General features: G+C 43.3%; 19 protein-coding genes. 12 read left to right on the top strand and 7 right to left on the bottom strand.

Features of this window, described 5'->3' with window-relative positions:
• Positions 1-213: 213 nt before the first annotated feature.
• Both H8B19_RS02070 and H8B19_RS02065 read left to right on the top strand, forming a co-directional pair.
• Positions 214-1,845 carry a DUF418 domain-containing protein gene (locus H8B19_RS02070; RefSeq protein WP_186505108.1) on the top strand — a complete coding sequence of 544 codons (1,632 nt, stop codon included), beginning with the start codon at positions 214-216 and terminating at the stop codon, positions 1,843-1,845.
• A gap of 14 nt (positions 1,846-1,859) precedes the next feature.
• On the top strand, positions 1,860-2,201 hold the full coding sequence (locus tag H8B19_RS02065; RefSeq protein WP_186505107.1) for an FKBP-type peptidyl-prolyl cis-trans isomerase: 342 nt from the start codon (positions 1,860-1,862) through the stop codon (positions 2,199-2,201).
• A 56-nt stretch (positions 2,202-2,257) separates the two neighbouring features.
• Here the strand turns inward: H8B19_RS02065 and H8B19_RS02060 are convergent, their stop codons facing one another.
• Complete coding sequence (locus tag H8B19_RS02060) at positions 2,258-4,240, bottom strand: BCCT family transporter (RefSeq protein WP_206683153.1); 1,983 nt, start codon at positions 4,238-4,240, stop codon at positions 2,258-2,260.
• Between the two features lie 311 nt (positions 4,241-4,551).
• Between H8B19_RS02060 and H8B19_RS02055 the strand changes: the two genes are divergently transcribed.
• The 7 genes from H8B19_RS02055 to H8B19_RS02025 all read left to right on the top strand — a co-directional run bounded on the left by H8B19_RS02055 (position 4,552) and on the right by H8B19_RS02025 (position 14,438).
• Positions 4,552-7,209, top strand: coding sequence for a TonB-dependent receptor (locus H8B19_RS02055; protein ID WP_186505105.1), 2,658 nt, complete (start codon positions 4,552-4,554; stop codon positions 7,207-7,209).
• Positions 7,210-7,292: 83 nt separating this feature from the next.
• A complete protein-coding gene (locus tag H8B19_RS02050) occupies positions 7,293-9,299 on the top strand; it encodes a sulfotransferase (protein ID WP_338401480.1) in 2,007 nt (668 codons plus the stop codon).
• 117 nt (positions 9,300-9,416) lie between these two features.
• Positions 9,417-10,436, top strand: coding sequence for a helix-turn-helix domain-containing protein (locus tag H8B19_RS02045; RefSeq protein ID WP_186505104.1), 1,020 nt, complete (start codon positions 9,417-9,419; stop codon positions 10,434-10,436).
• Positions 10,437-10,521: 85 nt separating this feature from the next.
• Complete coding sequence (locus H8B19_RS02040; protein ID WP_186505103.1) at positions 10,522-11,769, top strand: serine hydrolase domain-containing protein; 1,248 nt, start codon at positions 10,522-10,524, stop codon at positions 11,767-11,769.
• Positions 11,770-11,855: 86 nt separating this feature from the next.
• On the top strand, positions 11,856-12,197 hold the full coding sequence (locus H8B19_RS02035) for a MerR family transcriptional regulator (protein ID WP_186505102.1): 342 nt from the start codon (positions 11,856-11,858) through the stop codon (positions 12,195-12,197).
• Positions 12,198-12,255: 58 nt separating this feature from the next.
• A complete protein-coding gene (locus H8B19_RS02030) occupies positions 12,256-13,119 on the top strand; it encodes a PhzF family phenazine biosynthesis protein (protein ID WP_186505101.1) in 864 nt (287 codons plus the stop codon).
• A gap of 344 nt (positions 13,120-13,463) precedes the next feature.
• The gene (locus H8B19_RS02025) at positions 13,464-14,438 is read left to right on the top strand and encodes a DUF4382 domain-containing protein (RefSeq protein ID WP_186505100.1); all 975 of its coding nucleotides are present in this window, start codon (positions 13,464-13,466) and stop codon (positions 14,436-14,438) included.
• Between the two features lie 106 nt (positions 14,439-14,544).
• Here the strand turns inward: H8B19_RS02025 and H8B19_RS02020 are convergent, their stop codons facing one another.
• The 3 genes from H8B19_RS02020 to H8B19_RS02010 form a co-directional block, all read right to left on the bottom strand.
• Positions 14,545-14,943, bottom strand: a complete 399-nt coding sequence (locus tag H8B19_RS02020; protein ID WP_186505099.1) for a YciI family protein — start codon at positions 14,941-14,943, stop codon at positions 14,545-14,547.
• Positions 14,944-14,955: 12 nt separating this feature from the next.
• Complete coding sequence (locus tag H8B19_RS02015; RefSeq protein ID WP_186505098.1) at positions 14,956-15,318, bottom strand: YciI family protein; 363 nt, start codon at positions 15,316-15,318, stop codon at positions 14,956-14,958.
• An 80-nt stretch (positions 15,319-15,398) separates the two neighbouring features.
• Complete coding sequence (locus H8B19_RS02010) at positions 15,399-16,634, bottom strand: RNA polymerase sigma factor (protein WP_186505097.1); 1,236 nt, start codon at positions 16,632-16,634, stop codon at positions 15,399-15,401.
• A 418-nt stretch (positions 16,635-17,052) separates the two neighbouring features.
• Between H8B19_RS02010 and H8B19_RS02005 the strand changes: the two genes are divergently transcribed.
• A complete protein-coding gene (locus tag H8B19_RS02005) occupies positions 17,053-17,445 on the top strand; it encodes a hypothetical protein (protein WP_186505096.1) in 393 nt (130 codons plus the stop codon).
• A 32-nt stretch (positions 17,446-17,477) separates the two neighbouring features.
• On the opposite strand, the gene H8B19_RS02000 is transcribed toward H8B19_RS02005, so the two are convergent.
• Positions 17,478-18,485: an acyl-CoA dehydrogenase family protein gene (locus H8B19_RS02000; protein WP_186505095.1), complete on the bottom strand. Its 1,008-nt coding sequence runs from the start codon at positions 18,483-18,485 to the stop codon at positions 17,478-17,480.
• 173 nt (positions 18,486-18,658) lie between these two features.
• Here H8B19_RS02000 and H8B19_RS01995 point away from each other — a divergent pair, with 173 nt between their 5' ends.
• Positions 18,659-20,593: a PAS domain S-box protein gene (locus H8B19_RS01995; protein ID WP_186505094.1), complete on the top strand. Its 1,935-nt coding sequence runs from the start codon at positions 18,659-18,661 to the stop codon at positions 20,591-20,593.
• On the opposite strand, the gene H8B19_RS01990 is transcribed toward H8B19_RS01995, so the two are convergent.
• Together H8B19_RS01990 and H8B19_RS01985 are read right to left on the bottom strand one after the other, a co-directional pair.
• Positions 20,590-21,918 (bottom strand): hypothetical protein, encoded by a 1,329-nt coding sequence (locus H8B19_RS01990; RefSeq protein WP_206683152.1) that lies wholly within the window; start codon positions 21,916-21,918, stop codon positions 20,590-20,592. The two genes, H8B19_RS01995 and H8B19_RS01990, sit on opposite strands and share 4 nt — an antisense overlap.
• A 129-nt stretch (positions 21,919-22,047) precedes the next feature.
• The gene (locus H8B19_RS01985) at positions 22,048-22,566 is read right to left on the bottom strand and encodes a GNAT family N-acetyltransferase (protein ID WP_338401478.1); all 519 of its coding nucleotides are present in this window, start codon (positions 22,564-22,566) and stop codon (positions 22,048-22,050) included.
• A 150-nt stretch (positions 22,567-22,716) separates the two neighbouring features.
• Here H8B19_RS01985 and H8B19_RS01980 point away from each other — a divergent pair, with 150 nt between their 5' ends.
• A complete protein-coding gene (locus tag H8B19_RS01980) occupies positions 22,717-24,039 on the top strand; it encodes a methyl-accepting chemotaxis protein (protein WP_186505091.1) in 1,323 nt (440 codons plus the stop codon).
• Positions 24,040-24,303: the final 264 nt, after the last annotated feature.

The raw sequence follows: 24,303 nt of genomic DNA, 5'->3' as shown, positions 1-24,303 counted from the left end.
GTAATGTTGTTAACGCTTTATTTTCAATAGCTTATAGCCTCTTTAGTTGGGTTACAAATTGATATTGACTGGCACTCTGATATTTATCTTGTAGCGGTTCCTATGTAGTCTGATTCAGATGCCCGGGAGGTTTCGCAACAATAATGGGTGTTAGTTCAATGATATATTGTCGTAAAATTTGTCGATTTAAGACCTGTTGCAAGGATGTAAAACATGGATCAAGCCGAAAAACCTCAGGATAACGTGAGTCATGATTTAACCCATAGTCAACCTACCCGGGCTACCGAGCGTATTCAATTACTGGATATTTTGCGTGGGTTTGCCCTGTTTGGCATTTTGTTGATGAATATCGAGTTTTTTAATCGCTCGCTAAGTGCCATCAGTCAATTCGATTTGACTCTGCAGGGCTGGGACTGGGCTGCAGGCTGGTTAATAAAGGTATTGGTGGAAGGTAAGTTTTATAAGTTATTTTCCCTGTTGTTTGGCATGGGATTCGCCATCATGTTGCTTAAAGCTCAGCTGCAGAACAGACCTTTTGTTGGCCGGTTTACCCGTCGCATGCTGGCATTATTTGTCTTTGGTCTGGCACATATGATTTTGTTATGGAGTGGCGACATCCTGCATGACTATGCTGTTGGCGGATTGGTATTGCTTGGCTGGGTATGCCTGATTAAAACACCTCGCTTTAAGCGCTTTGATAGCAATAAATTTTTTTTAAAAGCAGGGTTACTGGTGTTATGCATGCCATTTTTAGTTGCCACAATCGGTGGGATGCTGTTTGGTATGGTGCAGGACAATAATGGTGCACTTGCTAATGCAGAACAGGATCGAACAATTAAGTCTGAGGCTGATAAGCGGTTTGCCGGTTATTACCGGCAATATGTTGCAGAACATCTGGATGAACTTCCTGAACATTTACAAAATCAGATTATTACGGCTGACATGACAGATACTATTGCTGAAAATCAGCAGGCTGGTGAGGTGGTAACATCAGTCAAAGGTAGCCCTCACAACTCAGTCTTTGATTCGTCTGAAATTTTAACGGAAGAACCACTGCAATCTGCGACAGATTCGACTGAAACACAGCCTGCAAGTGCGGAAAACGATCAACAACAGGCATTTGAAGACGCGGTTGAAGAACGTCTTAAAACCAAAGCGCAGCAACAGTTTAATCAAAATAAAGATAAATTGGGTTTGCTGCAAAATGAATACTGGCAAGTTACCCGATTCCGTGCGACATCGGTTATTGACTGGTTACTGACGACACCTGTATTTGTGGCATTTTTCGGTCTGCCTTTGTTTATGCTGGGTTATTGGTTAATTGCTACTAATAAAATGACACAACCAGAACAACATACTTTGTTTTTTAAAATTATGACGTATGTTGGTTTGTTCTGCGGATTGATGATGAGCACTGCCGGGGTTTTGCTCTCTGCTCAGCCAGAGTCTGATATCCACCCTGTTTTTATGGTCGTCGCAACGACGTTGGATCAGGCCGGACAATTATTACTTAGTGCCGGTTATCTGGGGGCGGTTACTTTGTTATGTATGTCAGTTAAATGGCATAAACGTTTAGCCTGGTTAGCGCCGATGGGGCAGATGGCGTTAACTAACTATATGATGCACTCACTGGTTCTTTCCTGGTTATTTTATGGTTACGGTGGCGCCTTATTTATGCAGGTTTCCCGCTTTGAACAGGTAATACTGGCTTTTGGTATACTGGCATTTCAGGCAGTATTCTCCTTATGGTGGTTAAGAGTGTTTCACTTTGGACCACTGGAGTGGGTGTGGCGTTGTATTACCTATTGGCAATGGCAACCTTTTAAACGCCTCAGCGCAGGTTAATTATCGGAATGAATATGCAAACAGAAGTAACAATTGAAGATTTAGTTAAAGGAGAAGGTAAGGCTGCTGAAAAAGGCGCTTTAATTACTGCTCATTACCGGGGATGGCTGGAAGATGGTACCGAATTTGACTCGTCTTATTCCAGGGGGCGGGCGTTTCAGACCGTTCTTTCACAAAAGAAAGTTATTCAGGGATGGTTTATTGGTTTGCAGGGCATGAAAACCGGCGGCAAACGCAAATTATGGGTACCTGCTGAACTGGCCTACGGTGAGCGCCGGATTGGCGATATGATCCCAGCTAACAGTAACCTTATATTTGAAATTGAATTGCTGGAAGTACTCACTCGTGACGATTGACCAAATCACATAAAAAAGCCCCGGACAACGGGGCTTTTAATACTGAAATCACGTCTTTATTTTTTTAGTGGATCACGCAATAAATGTAAAAAGTGCAGGTGTTTCTGATATTGCTCAAGAATATCGTTAATCACTTCATCCTTACTCCAGCCCATCACATCGTAGTCTTGTCCACCTTCACGCAGGTGCACTTCAGCGCGATAGTAATCGTTGTGCTGCTCATCTTCGTCATGTTGCACAAAGTCAGGCTGCATATGACGCTGACAATACACGCCGTAAGTGAAGTCAATTTCCTCACCATGTAAAACCTGAAGCAAGGTGGCCTTGTCTTCGGGATGAATGATATGGGTTTCCAGTCCTTGCTTTTCCATTTCCTTGGCAACCTCAATTAGCGCAGGATTTACCGTCTTTTTAATAAATCGGGTAACTGCGTCACGTTCAGGAAAATGAATGATATTTTTTAATCGCTCTCGCCAGTCGTCGTAACTGACACTCATACCATGGGTAATACTGGTCGAACTTAAGCTGGTGCGTTTATACACGTCAATGCGCAAGGCTTTAAATAAGCCCAGCACGCCTAGTAGTAATACCAGAGTAAAAGGCAACGCACTGGCGATAGTCATGGTTTGAAGAGCTTCCAGTCCATCCGCCAGCATCAGTGCAATGGCGACAACGCCTGTCAGTGACGCCCAGAAAACCCGTTGCCATAGCGGGGTATTGGTTGAGCCGTTAGAGCACAACATATCCACTACCAGTGAGCCCGAATCTGCTGAGGTAACAAAAAATACCACTACCATCAGGATGCCAATACCGGATAACAATCCTGCCAGAGGAAATTGTCCTAAAAACTGGAATAACGCTGAGGCGGTATCGTTTTCAACGGCCTGTCCCAGGGCGGTATTGCCTTGATTAAATATAAAGTCGATTGCGGAATTCCCGAATACAGTCATCCACAACAGCGTGAAAGTCGTCGGCACGAGCAACACGCCTAAAATAAACTCACGGATGGTGCGCCCTCGCGATATTTTGGCAATAAACAAACCGACAAAGGGAGCCCAGGCCAGCCACCATCCCCAGTAGAAAATAGTCCAGCCTCCAATCCAGTCGGTTTTAGCATAGGCAAAAAGGTTAAAAGTGTTGCTAACCAGATTGGATAAATAAGCGCCGGTATTTTGTACAAAAGCTTCAAGCAGGAATACGCTGTTACCCAGCAAAAGAATCAGCACTAGCAACCCTACTGCCAGCGCAATATTCAGTTCTGATAAACGGCGCACTCCTTTGTCCAGCCCGGTTGCCACAGACACCACGGCCATTAGTGTTACCACTACAACGATAACCATCTGCATACTGGTTGTTTGTGGCAGATCATACAAATAATTCAAGCCGGAGTTTACCTGAGATGCACCAAAACCCAGCGAAGTGGCAACACCAAATACAGTACCGATAACGGCAAATACATCTACGGCATGGCCAATAGGGCCATAAATTTTATCACCAATCAGAGGATAAAGTGCTGAACGCAACGTGAGGGGCAGATTATGTCGATAAGCAAAAAACGCTAACATCAGTGCAACCAGAGCGTAAATTGCCCAGGCATGCAAACCCCAGTGAAAAAAGGTCATCATCATTGCCTGACGCACTGCAGCCAGAGTGGCTGGTTCTGCAGTAGGTGGAGATAAATAATGCATAACAGGCTCAGCCACACCAAAAAACATCAGGCCGATACCCATACCAGCAGAAAAGAGCATTGAAAACCAGGTGATCTGGCTGTACTTGGGGGTGGAATGATCGGGACCTAAACGAATTTCCCCATAACGTGAAACACCCAGATAAATCACAGAAACAAGAATAATCGCTACGCTCAATACATAAAACCAACTGGCATTACTGACAATACTGGCCTGCATACTGGCAAAAAGATCTTTGGCCGTTTTGGGCATAGTTGCCGCAAACAGGACCAGTATTCCAATCAGTATGGCGGATGGATAAAACACACTGGGAGTAAGGCGTTTAGACGATTTATTGGCAGTTTTTTGCATAGTGATAGACATCTTTTAATTATTAAACCAGCCAGAGTATTGTAACTGTTAAACGCTCAGTGATCTGCCTGTTGCTTTGCTTTTTGTACCTATTTTATATAATAATAATTAGAGCACAAACAAATATTTAAGCTGTTTAAAGCAGTTGATGTATAGATATAAGAACCACTTATGTGCGCTATTAGGCAATTTTAAATGACTATTATCAGTAGTATTGAGTAAGTGTATTGGTGATTTAAAAATTGAGCACTAATAGTTTGAGTGCGTTTAATTAAAATATGACGAGAGTCAACAAAACACAGGTGCCTAACATGTTTCAACACACAAAATTATCGTCGGCTATTGTGCTGGCGATGAGCAGTCATATAGCTATGGCTGCAGATACGCCCAGCCCGGATGGAAGCAAAAAGTCCATTGAAACCATTCAAGTCACTGCAACAAAAAGAACACAATCCATTCAGGAAGTGCCGGTATCGGTTACCGCTCTAAATGGACAACAGCTGGAAAATCTCGGTATTGATGATTTTCAGGATTACGTAGAATTTTTACCTAACGTTGTGTTTCAGGGCACAGGCCCAGGGCAAAACGAAATTTATATTCGCGGTGCCGCCACCACCCAAACCAGTATTGCCGTATCAACCGTACAGGCATTACAACCATCAGTAGCGTTTTACCTGGATGAACAACCGGTATCCATGCAGGGGCGAAATCTGGATATTTATGCCACTGACATGGAACGTGTGGAAGTATTACCTGGCCCACAAGGCACGTTATTTGGTGCCAGCTCGCAATCGGGCACTGTGCGTTTAATTACTAAAAAACCTAGCCACAGTGGTTTTGCTGCCGGTTTTGATACCGGTATGAGCTGGACCAAAGGTGGCGATATGAGTAACTCGGTCGAGGCTTATATCAACCTGACACCAACTGATGATACGGCCATTCGTATTGCAGCGTACAATGATCGTCAGGGCGGCTGGATTGATAACATTCTTAACCAACCGGGCAAAGGTGGATACATTGGCTCTGCTGTAGTGATTGACCGTATTTCAGGCGGCTTATTGGCCGACCCGGAAAATACACCAGTAGAAGCACCCAAAAATGATGGCTTAGTAGAAGATAATGCCAATGACGCAACCTATTCAGGTGCGCGTTTTGGTTTACATCATAATTTTGATAATGACTGGAGCTTATTGGTTCAGCACACAGAACAAACCTTAAAAACCGAAGGCGTATTTGCATACGATCCTAACCTTGAAGGTGAAAGTTCAACCAACCGTTTTGTACCAGAAGAAAACCAGGATGATTTTGGTTTAACCACCTGGACGCTGGAAGGTCGCCTGGCCAAGCTGGATATTGTTTATACCGGCGGGTATTTAAACCGTGATATTCAATCTACCATTGATTACACAGGTTACACCAATGGTGGTTTGTATTCGGCCTATTACGCTTGTAACTACGCCAGCCCTGATCCGGCGGAACAGTACTGTGCCGATCCAACTAAATGGTACAAAGAAGATACCGACACCACGCGTTTAACTCATGAGCTGCGTTTTAATACTGATGTGGATAATCCCTGGCGTGTAACGGCGGGTATCTTCTACGATGAACAAGAGTTGTCTACTGTAGGGAAATTTAATTTAGGTAACACCGATTTGCCCTATTTCCAGAATCTGGGTGTAACAACCGTAGGTCAGGAAGGTATCAACAGTGACGGTGGCCCATTTGAATCAGAAGTCAGCTTTGTTAACGATATCACCCACGAAATTGATCAGTTAGCGGTATTCGGTCAGTTTGAATACGATTTAACCGATACTATTACTGCTAGCCTAGGTGCGCGTTGGTATCAGATTGACGACATCTTTAAAGGTTCTACTACTACGGTTGATGTTAGCCGCCGTGTTAAAGCCTTTGCCACGCAAAACCCAGACGAGTTAATTGCGGTGGGTGAGGATCCTGCGTTAATTGCTGACGCTATTCAAAGTGGCCAGCTGGAAGTGGGTTTGCTGGACGATGACGGCACCTTAACCGTTGACGATGTAATTTATAAGGCGACCCTTAACTGGAAAGCTGCTGATGATTTGATGTTCTTTACCACTTATTCAGAAGGTTTTCGTCCACCGGTAACCAACCGTGTTGGTGGTGGTTTGGCTAAAAACCAACAAGGCGCCTTTGAAGGGTTCCGTATCCCGGTTTATTCAACTACCGATACCCTGAAAAATTACGAAGTGGGCATGAAAGGTGATTTCTTTGACAGTGTTTTACGTGTCAATGCAACCGCTTATTATTCAGAAATCAAAGACTTACAAACCTCACGTTTCGACCCAACCAATATTAGCTTTTTGGTATTTACCGATAACGTAGGTGATGCCGAAATTCGTGGTTTAGATGCTGATATTACCTGGCTGGCGACCGATAATTTGGTTGTTAACGGTGCAATGAGCTGGATTGACAGCGAATTAACCCGTTTAAATGATGAGCTTAAAGGTATTGCGCCGCCGGTTGGTAGCAGCCTGCCATACTCAGCTGATTTCTCTGCCAATATCCGTGCACGGTATTATTTTGAGTTGGATAACGGTTGGGAAGCCTATATTAACGGTGCCGTCAGTTACACCGGTGATCGTTATACCGGTATGACCATGAATGCTTTTGTGGTGGAAGATGCCACACGTCTGGTTTACGGCACAGGTTCCGGTTTGTCGATTGAAAAAGAAGCTGACCTATATTCAGGCGTTAACTACACCGATACCAATGGCAACAGCTATGCTGGGGGCCGTTATGTGCAGGACAGTTATGTACTGGCTAATGCATCGGTAGGTATTACCGCTAACGAATGGAAGGTGGAATTGTACGTCGATAACATCACCGACGAGCATGCCATTTTGCATATTGATGATCAGCAATTTACCCCGAAAGTGGTGACTAACCGTCCACGCACGGTTGGATTGCGTTTCTCATACGATATGTATTAAGTCTTAAAGTAGGTTAAGCTCAAAAAGGCAAGCCACAGGCTTGCCTTTTTTATCTTTCAGGGAGTAGGTAGGTTTTGAATTCAGTGGTTAGCCCCGATAAACAGTCAGATAACAATATCAGCGAAACACAGTGGCTTGAGCAAACACAGCAGCTACAGCAATTGATTCAGCAAGCAAAATTCAGTCAGGCGATTGAACAGGCAACCACTTTGCTGCAACAAGCCGACAATACGCAGCGACAAGCGGATATCCTGTATTTGTTAACGGTGGCTGAGCGTTATGCCAATCACGCTGAAAACTCGCTGCAATGCGTTGAGCAATTACTCGCGCTCAATGCGGTTCATGCCCGTGGCTGGCAGGAAAAAGGCTATATCTATTTAAAATTACAACAGCCAGATAATGCGGCCTATGCCTTTGAACAAGCGGTAAAATATAACCCGGCATTAATTGCCAGCTGGAAGTTGCTGGTGGAGCTGTATCGTCACCAAAATAAAACCGCTGATGCACAACGTGCCGGTTATCAAATCGAATTTTTATCTTCCTTACCTCAGGCGTTATTAGCCGCACGCGATTTAATGTATGACGGAAAACTGCATAAAGCCGACAGTTTGTGTCGTCAGTATTTACAGAAATATAAACATGACATTGAAGGCATGTGTCTGCTGGCAGAAATTGGCGGTCGTTTACGGGTATTTGATGATGCCGAGTTTTTACTCGAAAGCTGCGTGGAACTTGCGCCCGATCATCAGCGTGCACGCAGCGAATATGTGGGCTTATTAATTCGTTTAAGTAAGTTTAGCGTGGCGCAACCTCATGTAGACGAGCTACTAAAAGCACAGCCGGATAATCCCTCTTTTTTAATTGCCAAAGGCTCGGTTGAAGTGGGGCTGGGTAATATTGAAGCGGGTATCGGGATTTTTCGGCGCGTATTGACGATTCAGCCCGACAGAGCCGGCGTGTACGTGCAACTAGGCCATGCTTATAAAGCCAATGGCCAGAGAGAGCAGGCAATTGAAGCTTACCAGCAGGCGTTTAAACTCAACCCGTCATATGGCGATGCCTACTGGAGTCTGGCCAATACTAAAACCTATTGTTTCAGTGATGCCGAGCTACAACAAATTAAACAACAGGAAGCCCAGCCTGATATTGCTGAAGATGATCGTATTCATTTGTGTTTTGCTGCCGGTAAAGCGCTGGAAGATGCAGCTGACTTCGATAGATCTTTTGAGTACTACCAACGCGGTAATCAACTGCGACATCAGCAGTTAGGCTATCAGGCTGATAACACCGACAAACAGGTTGACGAGCAAATTGCACATTGCAGCACTGAATTGTTTGAGCAATTTGCTGATGCTGGCCATGATGATCCTGCGCCTATTTTTATTCTGGGCTTACCACGCGCCGGCTCAACATTACTCGAGCAAATTCTTGCATCGCATTCCATGGTGGACGGCACCATGGAGTTACATAATATTCTGGGACTGGCAATGCGTTTACGTGGGCGAATTGCCGGTGATGCGCCGCAATATCCGGCCAATTTAACTGAGATTGATAAAAGCTATTTTGCCCGGTTTGGTCAGCAGTTTATTGAACAAACGCAGGTTTATCGCCAGGGGGCGCCATTTTTTATTGATAAAATGCCAAACAACTTTATGCATATCGGTTTAATCAAACTGATTTTACCTAATGCAAAAGTGATTGATGCACGTCGTGAGCCGATGGCCTGTTGTTTTAGTGGTTTTAAACAGCTCTTTGGTGAAGGTCAGGATTTCAGTTACAGCCTGCACGATATTGGTCGTTATTATCAGTCTTACCTGCGCATGATGGAACACTGGAACAAGGTGCTGCCCGGTTTTGTGCTTAAAGTACAGCACGAAGACGTACTGGATGACTTGCAAGGGCAGGTTAAACGTATGCTCGATTTTTGTGGTTTGCCCTTTGAGCAAAGCTGCGTTGATTTTCATAAAACCAAACGCCAGATCAAAACCCCAAGTTCAGAACAGGTACGCCAGCCAATTTTTAAAAGCGCACAACAGCAATGGAAAAACTATGAAATCCATTTAGCTGAGTTAAAGGCGTGTTTTAGCTAATCGCCATCAATCTATGAGGTTGTACAGCTGTTTATTCATTTGGCAGTAAACAGCTGTGTTGGCTGTATAAGGTAAATATTGCTACATTAACCGCATTTGTAAGCCATTGTTAATTTTATGATTTCACTACCTTCATCCGCCATATTTGATTTGGCATTTCGTTTTGCCACCGTAGGTTTGTTATTGATGATGATGGTGCTGAATATCAAAAATCCGGCTCCCGTTGTAAAAAGAACAGCCGTTTTATTGTTGTTAACCTGTGTTAGTGCCTATTTGCTGTTAACTTTGCCTATTGAAGATGAGTATTATGGTTGGTTACGCCAGCCACTTTTGCTGTTCACCGATTTAACCGCATTCGCCATACTGTTTTATGTACAAACGCAATTGCAGCCCAAATGGCATTGGCGGGATTCCCCATTTTGGATCAGCGCACCGATATTAGGCTGGTGTGTTTTTTTAGCTTGGTTTTTCCTTTTTACACCGGGTAGTGGGCTAATTCATGACATAAGTCATGTGGTGGGCATGGCGGTGCTGCTGTGGGTGGTTTATCGCTGCATAAGTGGTTATCAGGACGATTTAGTGGATAAGCGTCGTCAAATGCGCCTCAAACTTAGTATTGGTATTGGCAGCTATATGGCGTTGTTAACCTTGTTTGAGTTGTTTTTACATCAGATTAGAAATACGGCTGCATTTGGCATGGTCAACGCCATGATTATGTTTGTGCTGGTATTTTGGGTGATACTCAGGAACATTCATCTCACTGCAGAACAACCTGTCGATAAACCTAAAAAAGCGGCCAACTCAAATAATCCTCAACTGGCAAAACTTGAAGAGTTTATGCAGCAAGGCGGTTTTCGCGAGGAACAATTGAGCATTGGTAAATTAGCCGAGCATATTAATATGCCGGAACATCAACTTCGCAAACTGATTAATCAGCAATTAGGATTCAGTAATTTTTCTCACTATTTAAACAGCTACCGCATTCCTGCCATGTGTGAAAAACTCAAATCCGCAGACAAATCTTTGCCGATTCTTACCTTGGCACTGGACATGGGGTATGGCTCTGTTGCCACCTTTAATCGTGCATTTAAACAACAAATAGGTGTGACACCGACAGAATATCGTGATCAATTTTAAAAATGCGCAGCATTTTTCATTTTTGAGAAGATAAAACCCTTAAATATCAGCAGCATCAGCACAATCAAACACTTAGGAGATTGTGATGAAATTAAAACTGATATTAGTACTTTTACTGGTAATTCTTGGTTATTTACTGACACCGATTTACGGCTTTTTAAGCCACAAAGATAAATTACCCATGCTGCCTTTTGGTCAGCAAACCATGCCTCATGCCAATGCGCCAATGGTGTCTAAGGTGCATAACAGTGATTATGCAATCCAGGCCGCGGATGCAATTGCAATGTTAGAAAAACACCGGGAGGTTATTAATTCGCCGGGCTTTACCGCTGCCGTTGCGATTAATAATCAACTGGTGTGGCAAGGTGCGGCAGGCTGGGCCGATCTTAAACATGCATTACCCATGCAAACCGATACGCAATTACGTATTGGCAGCACCTCAAAAGCACTGACTTCTGCAGGTTTGGCTCGCGCGGTGGCGAGCCATAAACTGACTCTGGATACGCCACTAAAAGACTTATACGAACATTTGCCCAATCCAAACTGGGCACAAATTACCCCAAGGCAGCTGGCATCACATATGGCAGGTCTGCCACATTATGGTCAAAACACTGAGTTTAGCGGCTTATTAAAATCCATGACCCTGGATCATTATTATGAGCATGTGGATGATGCCGTTGCTCTGTTTGATGAAAGTAAACTGTTGGGTAAGCCCGGCGAACGCTTTGAATACTCAAGCCTGGGCACGGTTTTGTTGAGTCAGGTGATTGAAAAGGCAACGGGTGAGTCTTACACAGCCTGGATGCAACATCAGGTTTTTAGCCCGCTTAAACTGTCTCATACTCAGATTGAGCAAAAAGCGACTAAACTTGCACAGTTTTACAAACAGGATAAATCCGACTCAGAACAGTTTTATGTTTGGCGCAAGGTGGATTTAAGCCATCGATTAGCTGCCGGTGGCTGGGTGTCTACTTCAAGCGATTTGGCACAGTTTGGTCAGGGTTTTATGCAATCTGACTTTATACCGGCCGATGTTAGAGAGGCGTTTTATGAGCCGCAACGATTAAATAATGGTGAGGTAAATCCGCAAAATTATGCGATTGGCTGGCGTAAACATCAAATTAGCATTGATCCTGCTTTACCAGAGGTCGATTATTACAGTCATGGTGGCGTATCCCGCGGTGCACAGAGCTTTTTAATGGTGATCCCTGAATATCAGTTTTCACTGGCAGTGAACATTAATCGCAATGTCGATGAATTTGGCGATTTCTCCAAAATAGCCGGACAGTTAAGTCGATTGTTTTTACGCCCACAAGGTATAAAACGGGATTAATTGTTCAAACCATCAGGCATGTAACCACTGGAATTGCTCACTGGCTTATTGCATTATTTTAATCAGATATTCAATCAGGCATAAATATGAAAATAGGTACAGTGAGCAGTGAAACCGGGTTAGGTATTCATACCATCCGTTACTATGAAAAACAGGGGTTAATACAAAAGCCAGTTAAAGATATCAGTGGGCATCGCGCCTATGCGCATAAAGATGTGGAAGTGCTTAACTGGATTTCCTGTATGAAAAATTCAGGTATGTCTCTGAATAAAATCAAACAATATACCAATGCCTTTTATTCCGATGATAAACAAGCCTGTATTGAATTGCTGCAAGAACACCTGGCGCATTTGGCTGTGCAGCAACAAAATATCGAGCATTATGTTGAAGTGACAAAAAATAAAATAAATCGGTTCAAAAACGCTTGATCTAGAGCATGGTCCAGGTTGTTAAGCTTACTTTCTCATTCACTCACGGAGCAACAAAATGAAAGTAAACGTAGCCATAGTCGATGCTTTTGTCGATGGTCAGAGCGGTGGAAATCCTGCCGGTGTTGTACTGAATGCTGATGCTTTATCAGCTGAACAAAAATTACAGATCGCGCGCAAAGTCGGTTTATCGGAAACCGCTTTTGTATCGGACTCACAAACCGCCGATTTTAAGCTGGACTTTTTCACCCCTAATCGCCAGATTGCCCATTGTGGCCACGCCACGATTGCCACCTTTAGTCATTTATCACAGCAAGGGTTAGTGCCTACGCAGCATACCTCTAAAGAGACCATCGATGGTGATCGTACCATTGAAGTGCAGGGTCACTTTGCTTATATGGCGCAGCTTAAACCCAGCTACATTGACGTTTCGCATAAGCTGGAACAAATTCTGTTGTCTTTAGGTCTGGAGCAGCAACAAATCGTCGGTTCACCACGTATCGTTAATACAGGCAACGGATTTCTGGTGGTGGGTGTTACCAGTATCGAAGCGTTGGAAAGTATTCAACCCAATCAAACCATTATCGAACAGCTGTCGGATGAATATGATCTGATTGGTTATTACGTTTTTACCAGTGAAACCAATGTAGCAGACCGTGATGCCAGCACGCGTATGTTTGCACCGCGCTATGGCATTGATGAAGAATCGGCAACAGGCATGGCAGCCGGGCCGTTAGCTTGTTATCTACACGATATCATGCATATTCAAAAATACAGCTTCCAGATAGAGCAAGGCTATGCCATGCAACCGGCATCACCCAGTTGTATTAATGTGGTATTGAATCTTGAGCAAGGCGAAATTGTTGGGCTTAAAGCGGGTGGCGTAGGCAAACCATCTCGCTTTGAGGAAATAGAGATTTAGTCATAGATACTAAATCGCGTCACCGTCTTATTCGTTAACCAATCCCACATTGACCTTTATTAGAATGAGCAAAGCGTTATTAGTGCTTTGCTCATTCTAGATTTCCTTATGCATATTTTTTGTGCGGTAAATCTTTCATATCTCAGCATGTAATTGTTGCTAAAAAGCGACACTTTTACTCTTCGCAATTTACATAATGTTAATTAAGTTATTGTTATTAAACAAAAATTATAAAGTGGAATAGTACTTGATATATGACAATTACAAACCGATTTTATGGATGTGGTCGGCTAAACCGAATTCAGGGAAATTAAGTATATAACGAGAATTGAAGTGAGGTAGCAATGTATAAAGTAATCCTTCCCCTGGTCAGTAGTGTTTGTCTTTTAAGTGCCTGTGGTGGTGGTAGCGACAATAGTAGCTCTAATACTGCACCTCCAGCTCAAACCAGTAATAAAACTAACTTTTCAATGAATGTATCAGATGCACCGGTTGATAACGCCACTAAGGTCGTAGTGTATTTTGATGCCATTACGCTTGAGGGAAATGGCGATCCTATTGTGATTGATGTTAAGGATGAAAATAGTGAAGCAAAATCAGTTGACTTGTTAACGGTGCAGGGCAGTGATTTCGCTTCTTTGGTGACGGATGTGGAAATCCCCACCGGTGAATATTCACAAATTCGTTTACATGTTACCGATGAATCTTATATCGAAATGTTGGGTGGAACCTTTAATTTGCGCGTTCCAAGTGGTGAGCTAAAGCTGGACGGCATTACAGCACAAGCGAATGTTGAAGCGGCGTACACAGTGGAATTCGATTTACGTAAGTCACTGGTCGATCCTGTGGGACAACAAGCGGTATTCCTGAAACCTCGCGGTGTTCGTTTGGTAGCGAACAATGACATTGGAACCATTAATGGAACCGTGTCGACTGATCTCATTAATGACGAATCATGTGCCAGTAAGACCGACATGGAAATGGGTAACGCAGTGTATATCTATCAAGGTGAACATACCGATATGACCCTTCTGGGTGATGATGCAGATGAGCCGGAAAATCAGGATGAAGTGACCCCATTTACCACTGCAGCAGTTAATTTCAACGATGATACTCAGGCTTACGAGTTCGAAGCTGGTTATGTCCCCACAGGTGAATACACAGTCGCTTTTAGCTGCATGGCGCAAATTGATGAACCTGAAACAGATCAAAATGCACAAGACGGTTTTAGCTTTTTGGCATCACAATCTGCGATGGTTGAAGCAAATCAGACTACTCATGTTGAATTCACCGCTACTGAGCAAGCTAGCGGCGAATAAAAACACACTTTTCCCCTTTGTGTTCCGGTGTTACAACTTCGGTTGGCACCGGTTTTTTTATGCCTGTCGCAAATTTAAGACATGGGAACTTAAATCGCGTTCTGGGTTAGTTATTAGATGAACTACGTCGAAGACGACTTTGCTCAAACATGGCATCAAGGTCGGCAGCAGGGCGGATTTCAAAGGTGCCGCCCATGCCAATGCTGGGGTGGTGCGACATTAATTGAATGGCTTCATTTAAGTCCCTGGCTTCGAGCAACATAATGCCACCTAAATATTCCTTGGTTTCGGCAAAGGGGCCATCGGTAATTTGCAATTTACCGCCGCGCTGGCGCACTGTGGTAGCGGTGTTGGTGGGTTGCAATGCCTCACCACCGATCATATGGCCGTTTTTTTGCAGTTCTTCATCGTAGGCAAAACAGCTATCCATAAAATCCTGTTGCTGTTTTTCGGTTAAGTCTTCGAAATATTTATCTTCGATATAACCCAGGCAAATGTATTTCATCACTTCACCTACTTATTCTTCGAATTCGAATATCTGGCGAATTTCAATGATATCGCCGTCTTCTGCCGGGCATTGCTGCATCATTTCAACCACAGCCTCTTTGCTGTCAGCTTCAATCATCCAGTAGCCGCCCAGTACTTCTTTACTTTCAATAGAAGGACCATCGGTAACCGTGGCATGACCTTTGTTAAAGGCCACACGTGCGCCGTTTAGCTGTGGTTGCAGGCCATTTAAATCGGTAATTTTAGAACGCTTGCCGAGCTCTTCGTTAAAGCGTCCCATTTCCTCCATTTTTTGCGGATCGGGGGTGAAATCGGATGTGGGATTGCTACCAGGCTGATAAACATTGGGGATCATTAACAACATAAATTTCATCTGAATATCCTTTTGTAGGTTAGGTTTCAGCAAGTAGTCGTTTGATGGTTAATGATTTCGACATTGGCTGAAAATATTTTTTAACTTAATTGGGCAATACGTTTTTTTAAAAAACGTTGTTCAGCTGCTTGTTCAGTTAAACCAAGTGCTTGCTGATAATGTTTTAGCGCGTTTTGTTTATCACCGGCACGGCGATATAAGTCGGCTTTAGCGCTTTGCAACCAATAGTAATTTTTAAGTGCAGGTTGCTGTTGCAACTGATGTAAAAGTTTAAGCCCATCTGTTGGGCCATCACGCATCGCGATAGCGACTGCACGATTAAGTTCAATCACCGGTGAGGGCGTTAGTTCGAGCAGTTTATCGTACAGCAAAATGATTTGCGCCCAGTCGGTATCGCTGGCCGATTCAGCCTCGCAGTGCACCGCAGCAATCGCCGCTTGCAAACTGTAAGCGCCAAACTCACCGCTTTTTAACGCTTGCTCAACGAGCGCTACGCCGTGTTCAATTAACTGCTTATCCCATAAAGCCCGGTTTTGTTCTTCAAGCAGGATCATATCGCCATCATCATCCATACGAGCATGGCGCCGTGATTCATGCAACAGCATTAATCCCAACAGACCTTGTATTTCTGCGTTGGGCAGCAGTGACAGTAGTAATTTCCCCAAACGAATCGCCTCGTTGGATAATTCCTGACGCAGCAAATTTTCGCCGCTGCTGGCGCTGTAACCCTCGTTAAATAACAGATAAATCACTTGCAACACCGCATCTAAACGCTCGGGTAAATCTTCCTGTTCTGGTACTTCGTATGGAATGCCAGCCTGACGAATTTTACTTTTAGCGCGCACAATTCGCTGAGCCAGAGTTGTGGTACTTTGTAAAAAGGCACTGGCGATTTGTTCTGTACTCATGCCACACACCTCGCGCAGGGTTAAAGCAACACGCGCTTCGGCAGAAAGAGCAGGGTGGCAGCAGGTAAAAATTAAACGTAGTTGATCATCGACAATCGATTGTTCGTCTTGCAAAGCGGGGTCATCCTGCATATCAATCTGATGATCATCGGGTAATTCGGCATAGGTGCTGAATTTAGCCTGCCGGCGCAATCTGTCGATAGCTTTAAAACGGCCGGTGGATATCAGCCAGGCACGAGGATTGTCCGGCATACCTTTGACTGGCCAGTGGTTCAAGGCTTCATTAAATGCATCCTGCATGGCATCTTCCGCCAGCTCTATATCACCTAATAAGCGCACCAGCGTCGCCAAAATACGGCGTGATTCTGTTCGGTAGATGTCGTTTATTGGCTGGGAAATTGCGGTCATGCTAACAATCCTGATTAAGATTGCCACTCAGTGTAATCAGTCGCTGATTTAAATGCGAATGCTTTGTTTTAATTATCTAACTAATTGATTTAAATTGATTTGTTAAGACTGGGGTTGTCGTGCGCTCTGCAATAGTTAATATTTTTATTCATATGTCAGATGGTTGTGCATCCTGATTCAAACGAGCAGCATCACGTTTTTGATTGTCTGCGTTATTATGTTCCTGAGGTTCATTAATACGTTGCTGTTAGTGGGTGGCAACGATATACCTTATGGGAAAAATATTGCCGCTAATTCATATCCTTACAGGTGAAAACAACCGGTAAAAACAGTATTACTGTTTGGCGTATTTATTGCTTTTGAGATTGAAATAAAGAAATAGATGATTTTAAAACCTTTAATAAGGACGCTTAATACTGTGAATATCGATTCTGGCATAAATCCTTATACGGCCCTTTACCGTTCAAAGACAAGCGCTTCCTCTGCTAACGTTAATCCTTCAAATAACCATAGTCCCCTGGTTAATCTGGATGCCAAAGAAGTCGAGGTGAAAAATATCAAAGCGACTCAGGAGTTGCAGGGGTTAAAAGTCGATATTCAGAATGACACCGATTTAGGCACTCAGGAAAAACAGTTATTATTATCTAAGTTGGAAGAGCAATTGATGGCTCAATATGTCAAGTCTTCCAGTGAAAAAGAACAGCCGGTTAAAGACAACGTTTCTGCTAATAATCTCAACGTGAATAAATTGCATCAGGCTTATCAAACCAACCACAAACAACAATTATCTTCGTTCTCCGGACTGGCGTAAGTCCGGAAGCCGTCGGTTATTGCACGCCATTATTAAACCATATCGCTAAAAATATGATGTTGGCTCGCAGTAAAATAATCGCGGAATATTTGATTAAGGATATGCTCTTCGCGCGCCGCTTTTACGCCTAAATGCGGGAATATGGTCACTATCTGTTGGCTAAAACATTTCACAGAATCACAGGCGCTTTGGTGTACCTTGTCGCAAAATGCACTAGCGGGTTCCCGAGCGTTTTCAACCCTTTCACTGGTTAATGTGGCAAAGTCGATTATTTGTTGATTGGCTTGCGTGATTGCCGCTTGCAGCTCAGCTAGTAAGCCTTGTGCTGATTCAGTTGGCAATACATCTTGTGCCTCTGCTACAAAATGTTCGGCCATGCCAAGGTAGTTCACCCATAAAGTTAAATCAGCAAACAGACTAAAGGGAATACGGAAAATCGCTTGCGGTAAATGGCAATGGTTATAGCTAAAACTGGCTTCCTGATTCACGAGCAAGTTGCTAACGCTAAAGGAATGAGTAGCAGAGGCTTTTAAACCCATGGTGTTCCAGTCCTGAATAATGTCCACTTCGCTGGCCGGGATCACAAAGGACAAAAACTGTGGTGAGCCGTCGGCATGAGTGAGTGCCTGACCATTTTCGGTTATTTGTGCATTGAGTGTGAAGTGGGTTAAGTAAGGTGCGCCGGTTGCGTAGCGCCAGGTACCATTAAGCTTGTAGTGGTTGTCCAGTTTCTCTGCAGTGCCAAACATGCCACCACTGCCACCTAAAATAGCTTTGCCCCCGGCGAATATCTGATCGGCTGTTTGAGGAAGCAAATTACCGACAAAATAATTGGCGCCTGCACATAAGGTAACTGTCCAGCCGAGACTACTATCGGTTCTTGCCAATGTTTGTAACTGCTGAAGTCCGGTCAGAAAACCGGTTTCCAGCCCTCCATAGTTTTTGGGCACCCATAAATTCCACAGGTTGCACTGAGCAATCCAGTTTAACAATGGTTCAGAGAATAAGGTGTTTTCGGAAAAGGACGGCAGTGGTGTCATAATCATACAGCGCGAGACAAAATAAAGAGCAGCAGTGTCGCATATTCGGTTGTTCTCATTCAAACAGTCACTATCAATTTTAAAAAGCCATTAATAATCACATAATTGAGATTTACAGCTACACTTTAAATACCAATAATAATCCTCCTGCCATTACAAAGTTGTCCGGCGTAATGAATGATTCAAAAAACCTAAAAACTCAGTTTGCGACACCGGAACGTGAACTGCTGTTATTAAAAAATTTGGTCGAACATGCCTCGGATGGCGTGCATGTTGTTGATACTCAGGGCGATGTCGTTTATTGCAGTATTGCATTTGCTGAGTTACTGGGATATTCGCTGGAAGAAGCCTTGAACCTCAATGTAAAAGACTGGGATCGTGTTTTCCCTGTCGTGCAGATAGTTCCGATTATTAAAGATTTAATTCAATCCCCCAGACGTTTTCAGACCCGTCACGAGCGTAAAGATGGCTCACAGTTTGATGTGGAAATTAACGCCCGTGGCATTGAGCTGGACGGTGAGTTTTTTTTATATGCCTCCTCGCGCGATATAACCGAATTAAAACAGGAGGCGCTGGAAAATAAAAAAAATAACGCCAAGTTAAATTCTATTTTTACCACGATGCCCGACGCTTTTTTTGTGATTAATAAACAAGGCATTATTGAAAGCGTCAATAAAAAAAGTACTGAAATGTTTGGTTATTCTGAGCAGGAATTTACAGGCCAGAATATATCGATGATAGTGTCCGATGAGCATCGTTCTCATCATGATCAATATATTCAAAATTATCTGACGACAGGACGAGCCAGTATTATTGGTAAAACCCGGGCATTAGAAGCAAAAAGAAAAGATGGTACGGTTTTTCCTATCGCATTAAATGTCGGCGAAGCGCTCACCGATGATGGCATCTATTTTACCGGTATTATCCGTGATATCAGTGAAATAAAACAAAAACAGCAGGAGCTGATTTGGGCCAAAGAACAGGCGCAATCAGCTGAAAAAGCCAAATCTCTGTTTTTAGCCAATATGAGCCATGAAATCCGCACACCGATGAACGGTATTCTGGGCTCCCTGTCTTTAATGGAAGCAACATCGCTTGATGATAATCAGCGTGAAATGTTCAAAATCATCAAATCCTGTAGCGATAGTTTGCTGATAATCATCAATGACATTCTGGATATTTCAAAAATTGAATCCGGCAAGATGACCATAGAGGCGGTGAATTTTCAGCTACAAAAAATTATCGAAGAAGTTGCGTTTTTAAATACCAATGCCAGCGCTGAAAAAGGCATAACCATTCATTCGTTTATCGATTCCAATGTGCCCGAATATCTGGTTTGTGATGTGGTCAGACTTAAACAGATATTGATGAATCTGGTCAGTAATGCAGTTAAATTTTCATACAGTGATTCTGATGTTTTTATAAATGTTTCCCTGCTTAATGAGTCACAAGATAACCTGAGGGTTGAGTTTTGTGTACAGGACCGTGGAATAGGCATGTCACTCGATGAGCAGGCAAAACTATTTCAGGATTTTAGTCAGGCAGATAACAGTATTACCCGTAAGTTTGGCGGCACAGGTTTAGGACTGGCCATTTGTGCCAAGTTGATTGATTTAATGGGGGGGAATATTCGGGTAAATAGTGAAAAAGGTATTGGCTCCAGTTTTGTGTTTGAACTCGACATGCAGCGCGGCGAGAAACAGGAGGAAACGAGCAACCATATAGATATGAGCAATTTCGCCAGCCATCACCCACATAAGATTTTGCTGGTGGAAGACAACATTGTGAATCAGATTGTGGCCGTGAGCATGCTGGAAAATTTGGGTTATGAATGTGATGTTGCGGAAAACGGGCAACAGGCGGTGGACATGTGTACTGAGCAGGCATATTCACTGATATTTATGGATATGCAGATGCCGGTCATGGACGGTGTGACCGCAACTAAACTTATTTTAAAAATTAATCCCGGTATACCTGTTATTGCCATGACCGCCAATGCCCTGCAGGAGGATAAAGACAAGTGTCTCAACGCCGGAATGCGTGAGTTTGTAACCAAACCGATTGTGTTAAAAGACATTGCACAAGTGATTGAAAAAGTCAGTCGTTAGCTTCTAACGTTGTGTAAATTAGTGTTTTTTTGTGGTGTTAGCTGCAGTCGATAACCCCACAACGCATTTTCTACAACGACATCCAGCTTTATTTCGCCTTGTTCAATGTCATAGGTTTTTACTGAATCCGTTATCGTTTGATTAACCGGACTTTCTTTACTGTCCCAAACAACATGTTCAGTTTTTACTAAAATTGTGTCACCAAAGGCTTGTGGCAATCCACTAATGTTAACACTGGCGGTGCCGGTAAAATTGCCGCCCAGCACAATGCTCGCTGAATTATTGAGCAGGTCGATATTCGCAAAGGCGTCCAGACCATCACTGTTATCATCGGGTGGAACTGTTTTAACCATGTCTCCTTGCATATCGCCATACCATTTATATAACCACCAGCCTCCATTTTTCTGATTATTAGCCGTAAGTAAACTACCTAATCGACCGGGGAGAGCAGGGAACCACCATGATATATTGGCACTCTCCACGCCATGACGCTCAAACTTGGCAATAAAAGGCACGGATACACCAGGTGCTCCCTCATATTCGTGTGTATCGTGAGAATACTCGTTAATACTCAATCGTTTGGCCGCTATTCCTAATTCTTTCTCAGTTGCGCGGTAATTAGCGACATTCGTCGCCACGCTTTCCACACCTTGTAATTGATGCCAGGAAATGACATCAGGCAAGCAGTTGTATTGCTTACAAAAAAGCAGGAATTCGCGCATTTTTTGTTGTTCATATACCGCAAATGAAGGACCTATAATCGCTTGCTGAGGATCATGTTGCTTTAATAGCTGGTAAGTTTTTAGCCATACATCACGATTAAACTGACCATTTTTCGCTTGCCAGGTCACATCGGGTTCATTCCAAATTTCATAGCCATAGTAGTTATTGCTGTTGGAATGCTGGCGTGAATTAATAACCTGCATCACTTTGCTTTGCCATTGCTGCCAATTTGTCCATTCGTATGGCCAGCCGGGCAATACATCTGCCAGCCTAATTGTTACTTTGGCATCGCTGACATTTGTCAATCGTTCAGCTACCGCAACCGCATTGCCGTAAGGCTGTTGTGCATCTTTACCTGCAAGAGCCGGTTGCAAATAGGTACTGGGTTGCAAGGGCGTTACTAATTGTTGTAAATCTTCGGGGATATGTTCAACCACACCATATAAAGCGCCAGAGGCTACATGTGTTACTGGTTTTATGCGATGGTCGAACTCTACTCTAATAAGGTTTTTAGCTAGCCTGGGTTTAGATGAAAGCGGGTTATCTTGTTTGGGTGAGGCGCTACTTTGTGATGCAGGGTTGCAGGCTGCGATACTGGCCAATGCGAAAATACATGTAACAACCCTTGGAATAAATCGGTGAACTCGCCCAAAAAACATAAATAAACCATTAACTTATATATTGTGTTAATTAAACGTTAATGCTGGTTGTCTTAATTTAGAATGCTTTTTTTAACTAGCAGTATTACCAATTTTAGTTTTACCATTTGATTGCCAATGAGTATTGAGCAATGCCCAGCGTTCATGATCTTTCCAGCCTTTGCCACCAATATTTAAATATTGCTTTGAAAAGCCTTCTTTCACAAAACCTGCACCCGATACCAACTTAGTCGATGCACTATTTTCTGGTTGAATATTGGCTTCAAGCCGATGCAAATTAAGGGTTTCAAAGGCTTCTTTTATTAACAGCTGTAAGCCCGGTTTCATAAACCCTTTACCCTGATAAGGCGCAAACACCTCAAAGCCTAAATACGCGGACTGAAAATAACCCCGTACGATGCCGGAAATATGAAATGTCCCAATAATTGAATCGTCCACTTTCAGGCACAACAGATAACGCCCTTCGTCCTGTATAAATTGTTCAAAGTCAGTCGGCGCATAACTCCATGGCTGATGTAAAGAGCTACTCGCTGCATAAAGTTGTTTTAAGATTTTGATGTCGCTGGGAGCAGGGGAGCGAAGGTATAACACTGTGTTACTCAATATTTTTATGTTTGTTGGCGAGGGTTTTTATATTACTTAGAGCGTGTTGATCTTTGCTGTATATTTTGTAATTAAATCAGGGTTATGTCGTTCTAATCTGCAGATTATTCTAACTATAAGCCATTAGACGAGTTATTCATGAAGTTATCAATTCGTACCCAATTAACCTTAGTTGCCATTCTGCCTGCACTGATCCTTACCTGCATTATAATAACCGCCGCACTGACTGACATGAGTAAAATCATTACTCAACAGGCTAAGGAATCTGCAGCATTTGTTCGTATGAATGATGTATCGACATTGTCAGAAACCTCGTTGGAGCAGAAATTTGCTGAATTCGGTCGGTTAAAAAAGGTGGATGTAACCACAAAAGCGATATTCGTTATCCTTATTCTGATGGCTAGCCTGGTTGCCGGCGGTTTTTTCCTTGTACGTCAGATAATGTCAAAAGTGGATAGTCTGATACATCAAATTACAACAATGGCCGACCCTCAAACCGGTCTGGACTACAGGTTGCAACTGGATGTCAATAATGAACTGGGCACTCTGGCTCAGTCACTTAACCAAATGATGGTTAATATAGAAGATGTGATGAATGACATTCGCTCTTCCAGTACCAAAGTGGCTGGCAATGCTGATGACCTTATGGGCCGGACGTCGTCAACAATGGAGTGCATCAATCATGTTAATGACAATATGCATAACGTTGCGACTGCCATCAATCAATTACAGGCATCAGCTAAAGAGATAACCCAAAGCGTTCAGTCAGCGAGTTCTGAAGTTCAGGAAGTCAGTGAGCAAAGTAGTCAGATGAACTGTAATTATCGCACTGTGATGAGCGACATGGACAAACTTAACCTGCGGATGTCTCAATCCGCAAAAGAAGTGGTGGAATTAGGCTCTCAGGTGGAAAAGATTAATAGCATTATTACCACCATTCAGGGTATTGCAGAGCAAACCAATTTATTGGCACTTAATGCGGCAATTGAAGCGGCGCGCGCTGCGGAACAAGGTCGGGGGTTTGCCGTTGTTGCGGATGAAGTGCGTAATCTGGCAGCGAGAACACAGCAAAGTACTCAGGAAATTGAAACAATGATATCCGCCCTTAAAACGGTGTCTGAGTCTGCTGTACACAATATGCAGCACTCTGAGGCAGAAGTAAGAAGTATGGTTACCATGTTGAATGAGAATACTCAGCAATTTGACGTGCTGAACAGTAAATTTGAACGCGTCATGGCTTCAAATCTGCAGGTTTCTGCTGCGACAGAAGAACAAAGCATGGTAATCAATGATATCAATCAAAATGTTCACCGTATTACTGACTTGTCGAAACAGGTTCAACAGCAAGCTGATACCAATGGCAAGATAGTCAACGGTTTGCATGGTGTTGCCAATCAGCTGGATAAAACAGTCAACAGTTTTAAAACATGTCAGCAGGTGGATGATTCTGCAATAGTTTGATGTTGACTAAAGTCAGAGTCACAGAAAGCTAAGCTGTTGCTTGACTTTAGGCGTTAATCAAAGTGGTTTAAGTTAACTATGCTCACAGTTAGACATCAAAGATGATTTAGCCGCCTTTGTTGACGGCTCGTATTAATTCAGTAACAGCCAGACAACGCCAGCCTTAGCGCCTGCGTTTTATATTAACCAGGGAACCCTCAGACTCCGCCCTATTATTTTTGTTAATTTATAAACCAGATTGATCTTTAGTCTGTTCATACATTA

The organism is Neptunicella marina (assembly GCF_014270035.1).
Lineage (GTDB): Bacteria > Pseudomonadota > Gammaproteobacteria > Enterobacterales > Alteromonadaceae > Neptunicella > Neptunicella marina.
This window is presented reverse-complemented; position numbering and strand designations above follow the sequence as displayed.

Bases quoted from the DNA above. Each gene is read 5' to 3' on its own strand.
- H8B19_RS02070 (WP_186505108.1), top strand. From the start codon at position 214: ATGGATCAAGCCGAAAAACCTCAGGATAACGTGAGTCATGATTTAACC.
- H8B19_RS02065 (WP_186505107.1), top strand. From the start codon at position 1,860: ATGCAAACAGAAGTAACAATTGAAGATTTAGTTAAAGGAGAAGGTAAG.
- H8B19_RS02060 (WP_206683153.1), bottom strand. From the start codon at position 4,240: ATGCAAAAAACTGCCAATAAATCGTCTAAACGCCTTACTCCCAGTGTG.
- H8B19_RS02055 (WP_186505105.1), top strand. From the start codon at position 4,552: ATGTTTCAACACACAAAATTATCGTCGGCTATTGTGCTGGCGATGAGC.
- H8B19_RS02045 (WP_186505104.1), top strand. From the start codon at position 9,417: ATGATTTCACTACCTTCATCCGCCATATTTGATTTGGCATTTCGTTTT.
- H8B19_RS02040 (WP_186505103.1), top strand. From the start codon at position 10,522: ATGAAATTAAAACTGATATTAGTACTTTTACTGGTAATTCTTGGTTAT.
- H8B19_RS02035 (WP_186505102.1), top strand. From the start codon at position 11,856: ATGAAAATAGGTACAGTGAGCAGTGAAACCGGGTTAGGTATTCATACC.
- H8B19_RS02030 (WP_186505101.1), top strand. From the start codon at position 12,256: ATGAAAGTAAACGTAGCCATAGTCGATGCTTTTGTCGATGGTCAGAGC.
- H8B19_RS02025 (WP_186505100.1), top strand. From the start codon at position 13,464: ATGTATAAAGTAATCCTTCCCCTGGTCAGTAGTGTTTGTCTTTTAAGT.
- H8B19_RS02020 (WP_186505099.1), bottom strand. From the start codon at position 14,943: ATGAAATACATTTGCCTGGGTTATATCGAAGATAAATATTTCGAAGAC.
- H8B19_RS02015 (WP_186505098.1), bottom strand. From the start codon at position 15,318: ATGAAATTTATGTTGTTAATGATCCCCAATGTTTATCAGCCTGGTAGC.
- H8B19_RS02010 (WP_186505097.1), bottom strand. From the start codon at position 16,634: ATGACCGCAATTTCCCAGCCAATAAACGACATCTACCGAACAGAATCA.
- H8B19_RS02000 (WP_186505095.1), bottom strand. From the start codon at position 18,485: ATGACACCACTGCCGTCCTTTTCCGAAAACACCTTATTCTCTGAACCA.
- H8B19_RS01995 (WP_186505094.1), top strand. From the start codon at position 18,659: ATGAATGATTCAAAAAACCTAAAAACTCAGTTTGCGACACCGGAACGT.
- H8B19_RS01980 (WP_186505091.1), top strand. From the start codon at position 22,717: ATGAAGTTATCAATTCGTACCCAATTAACCTTAGTTGCCATTCTGCCT.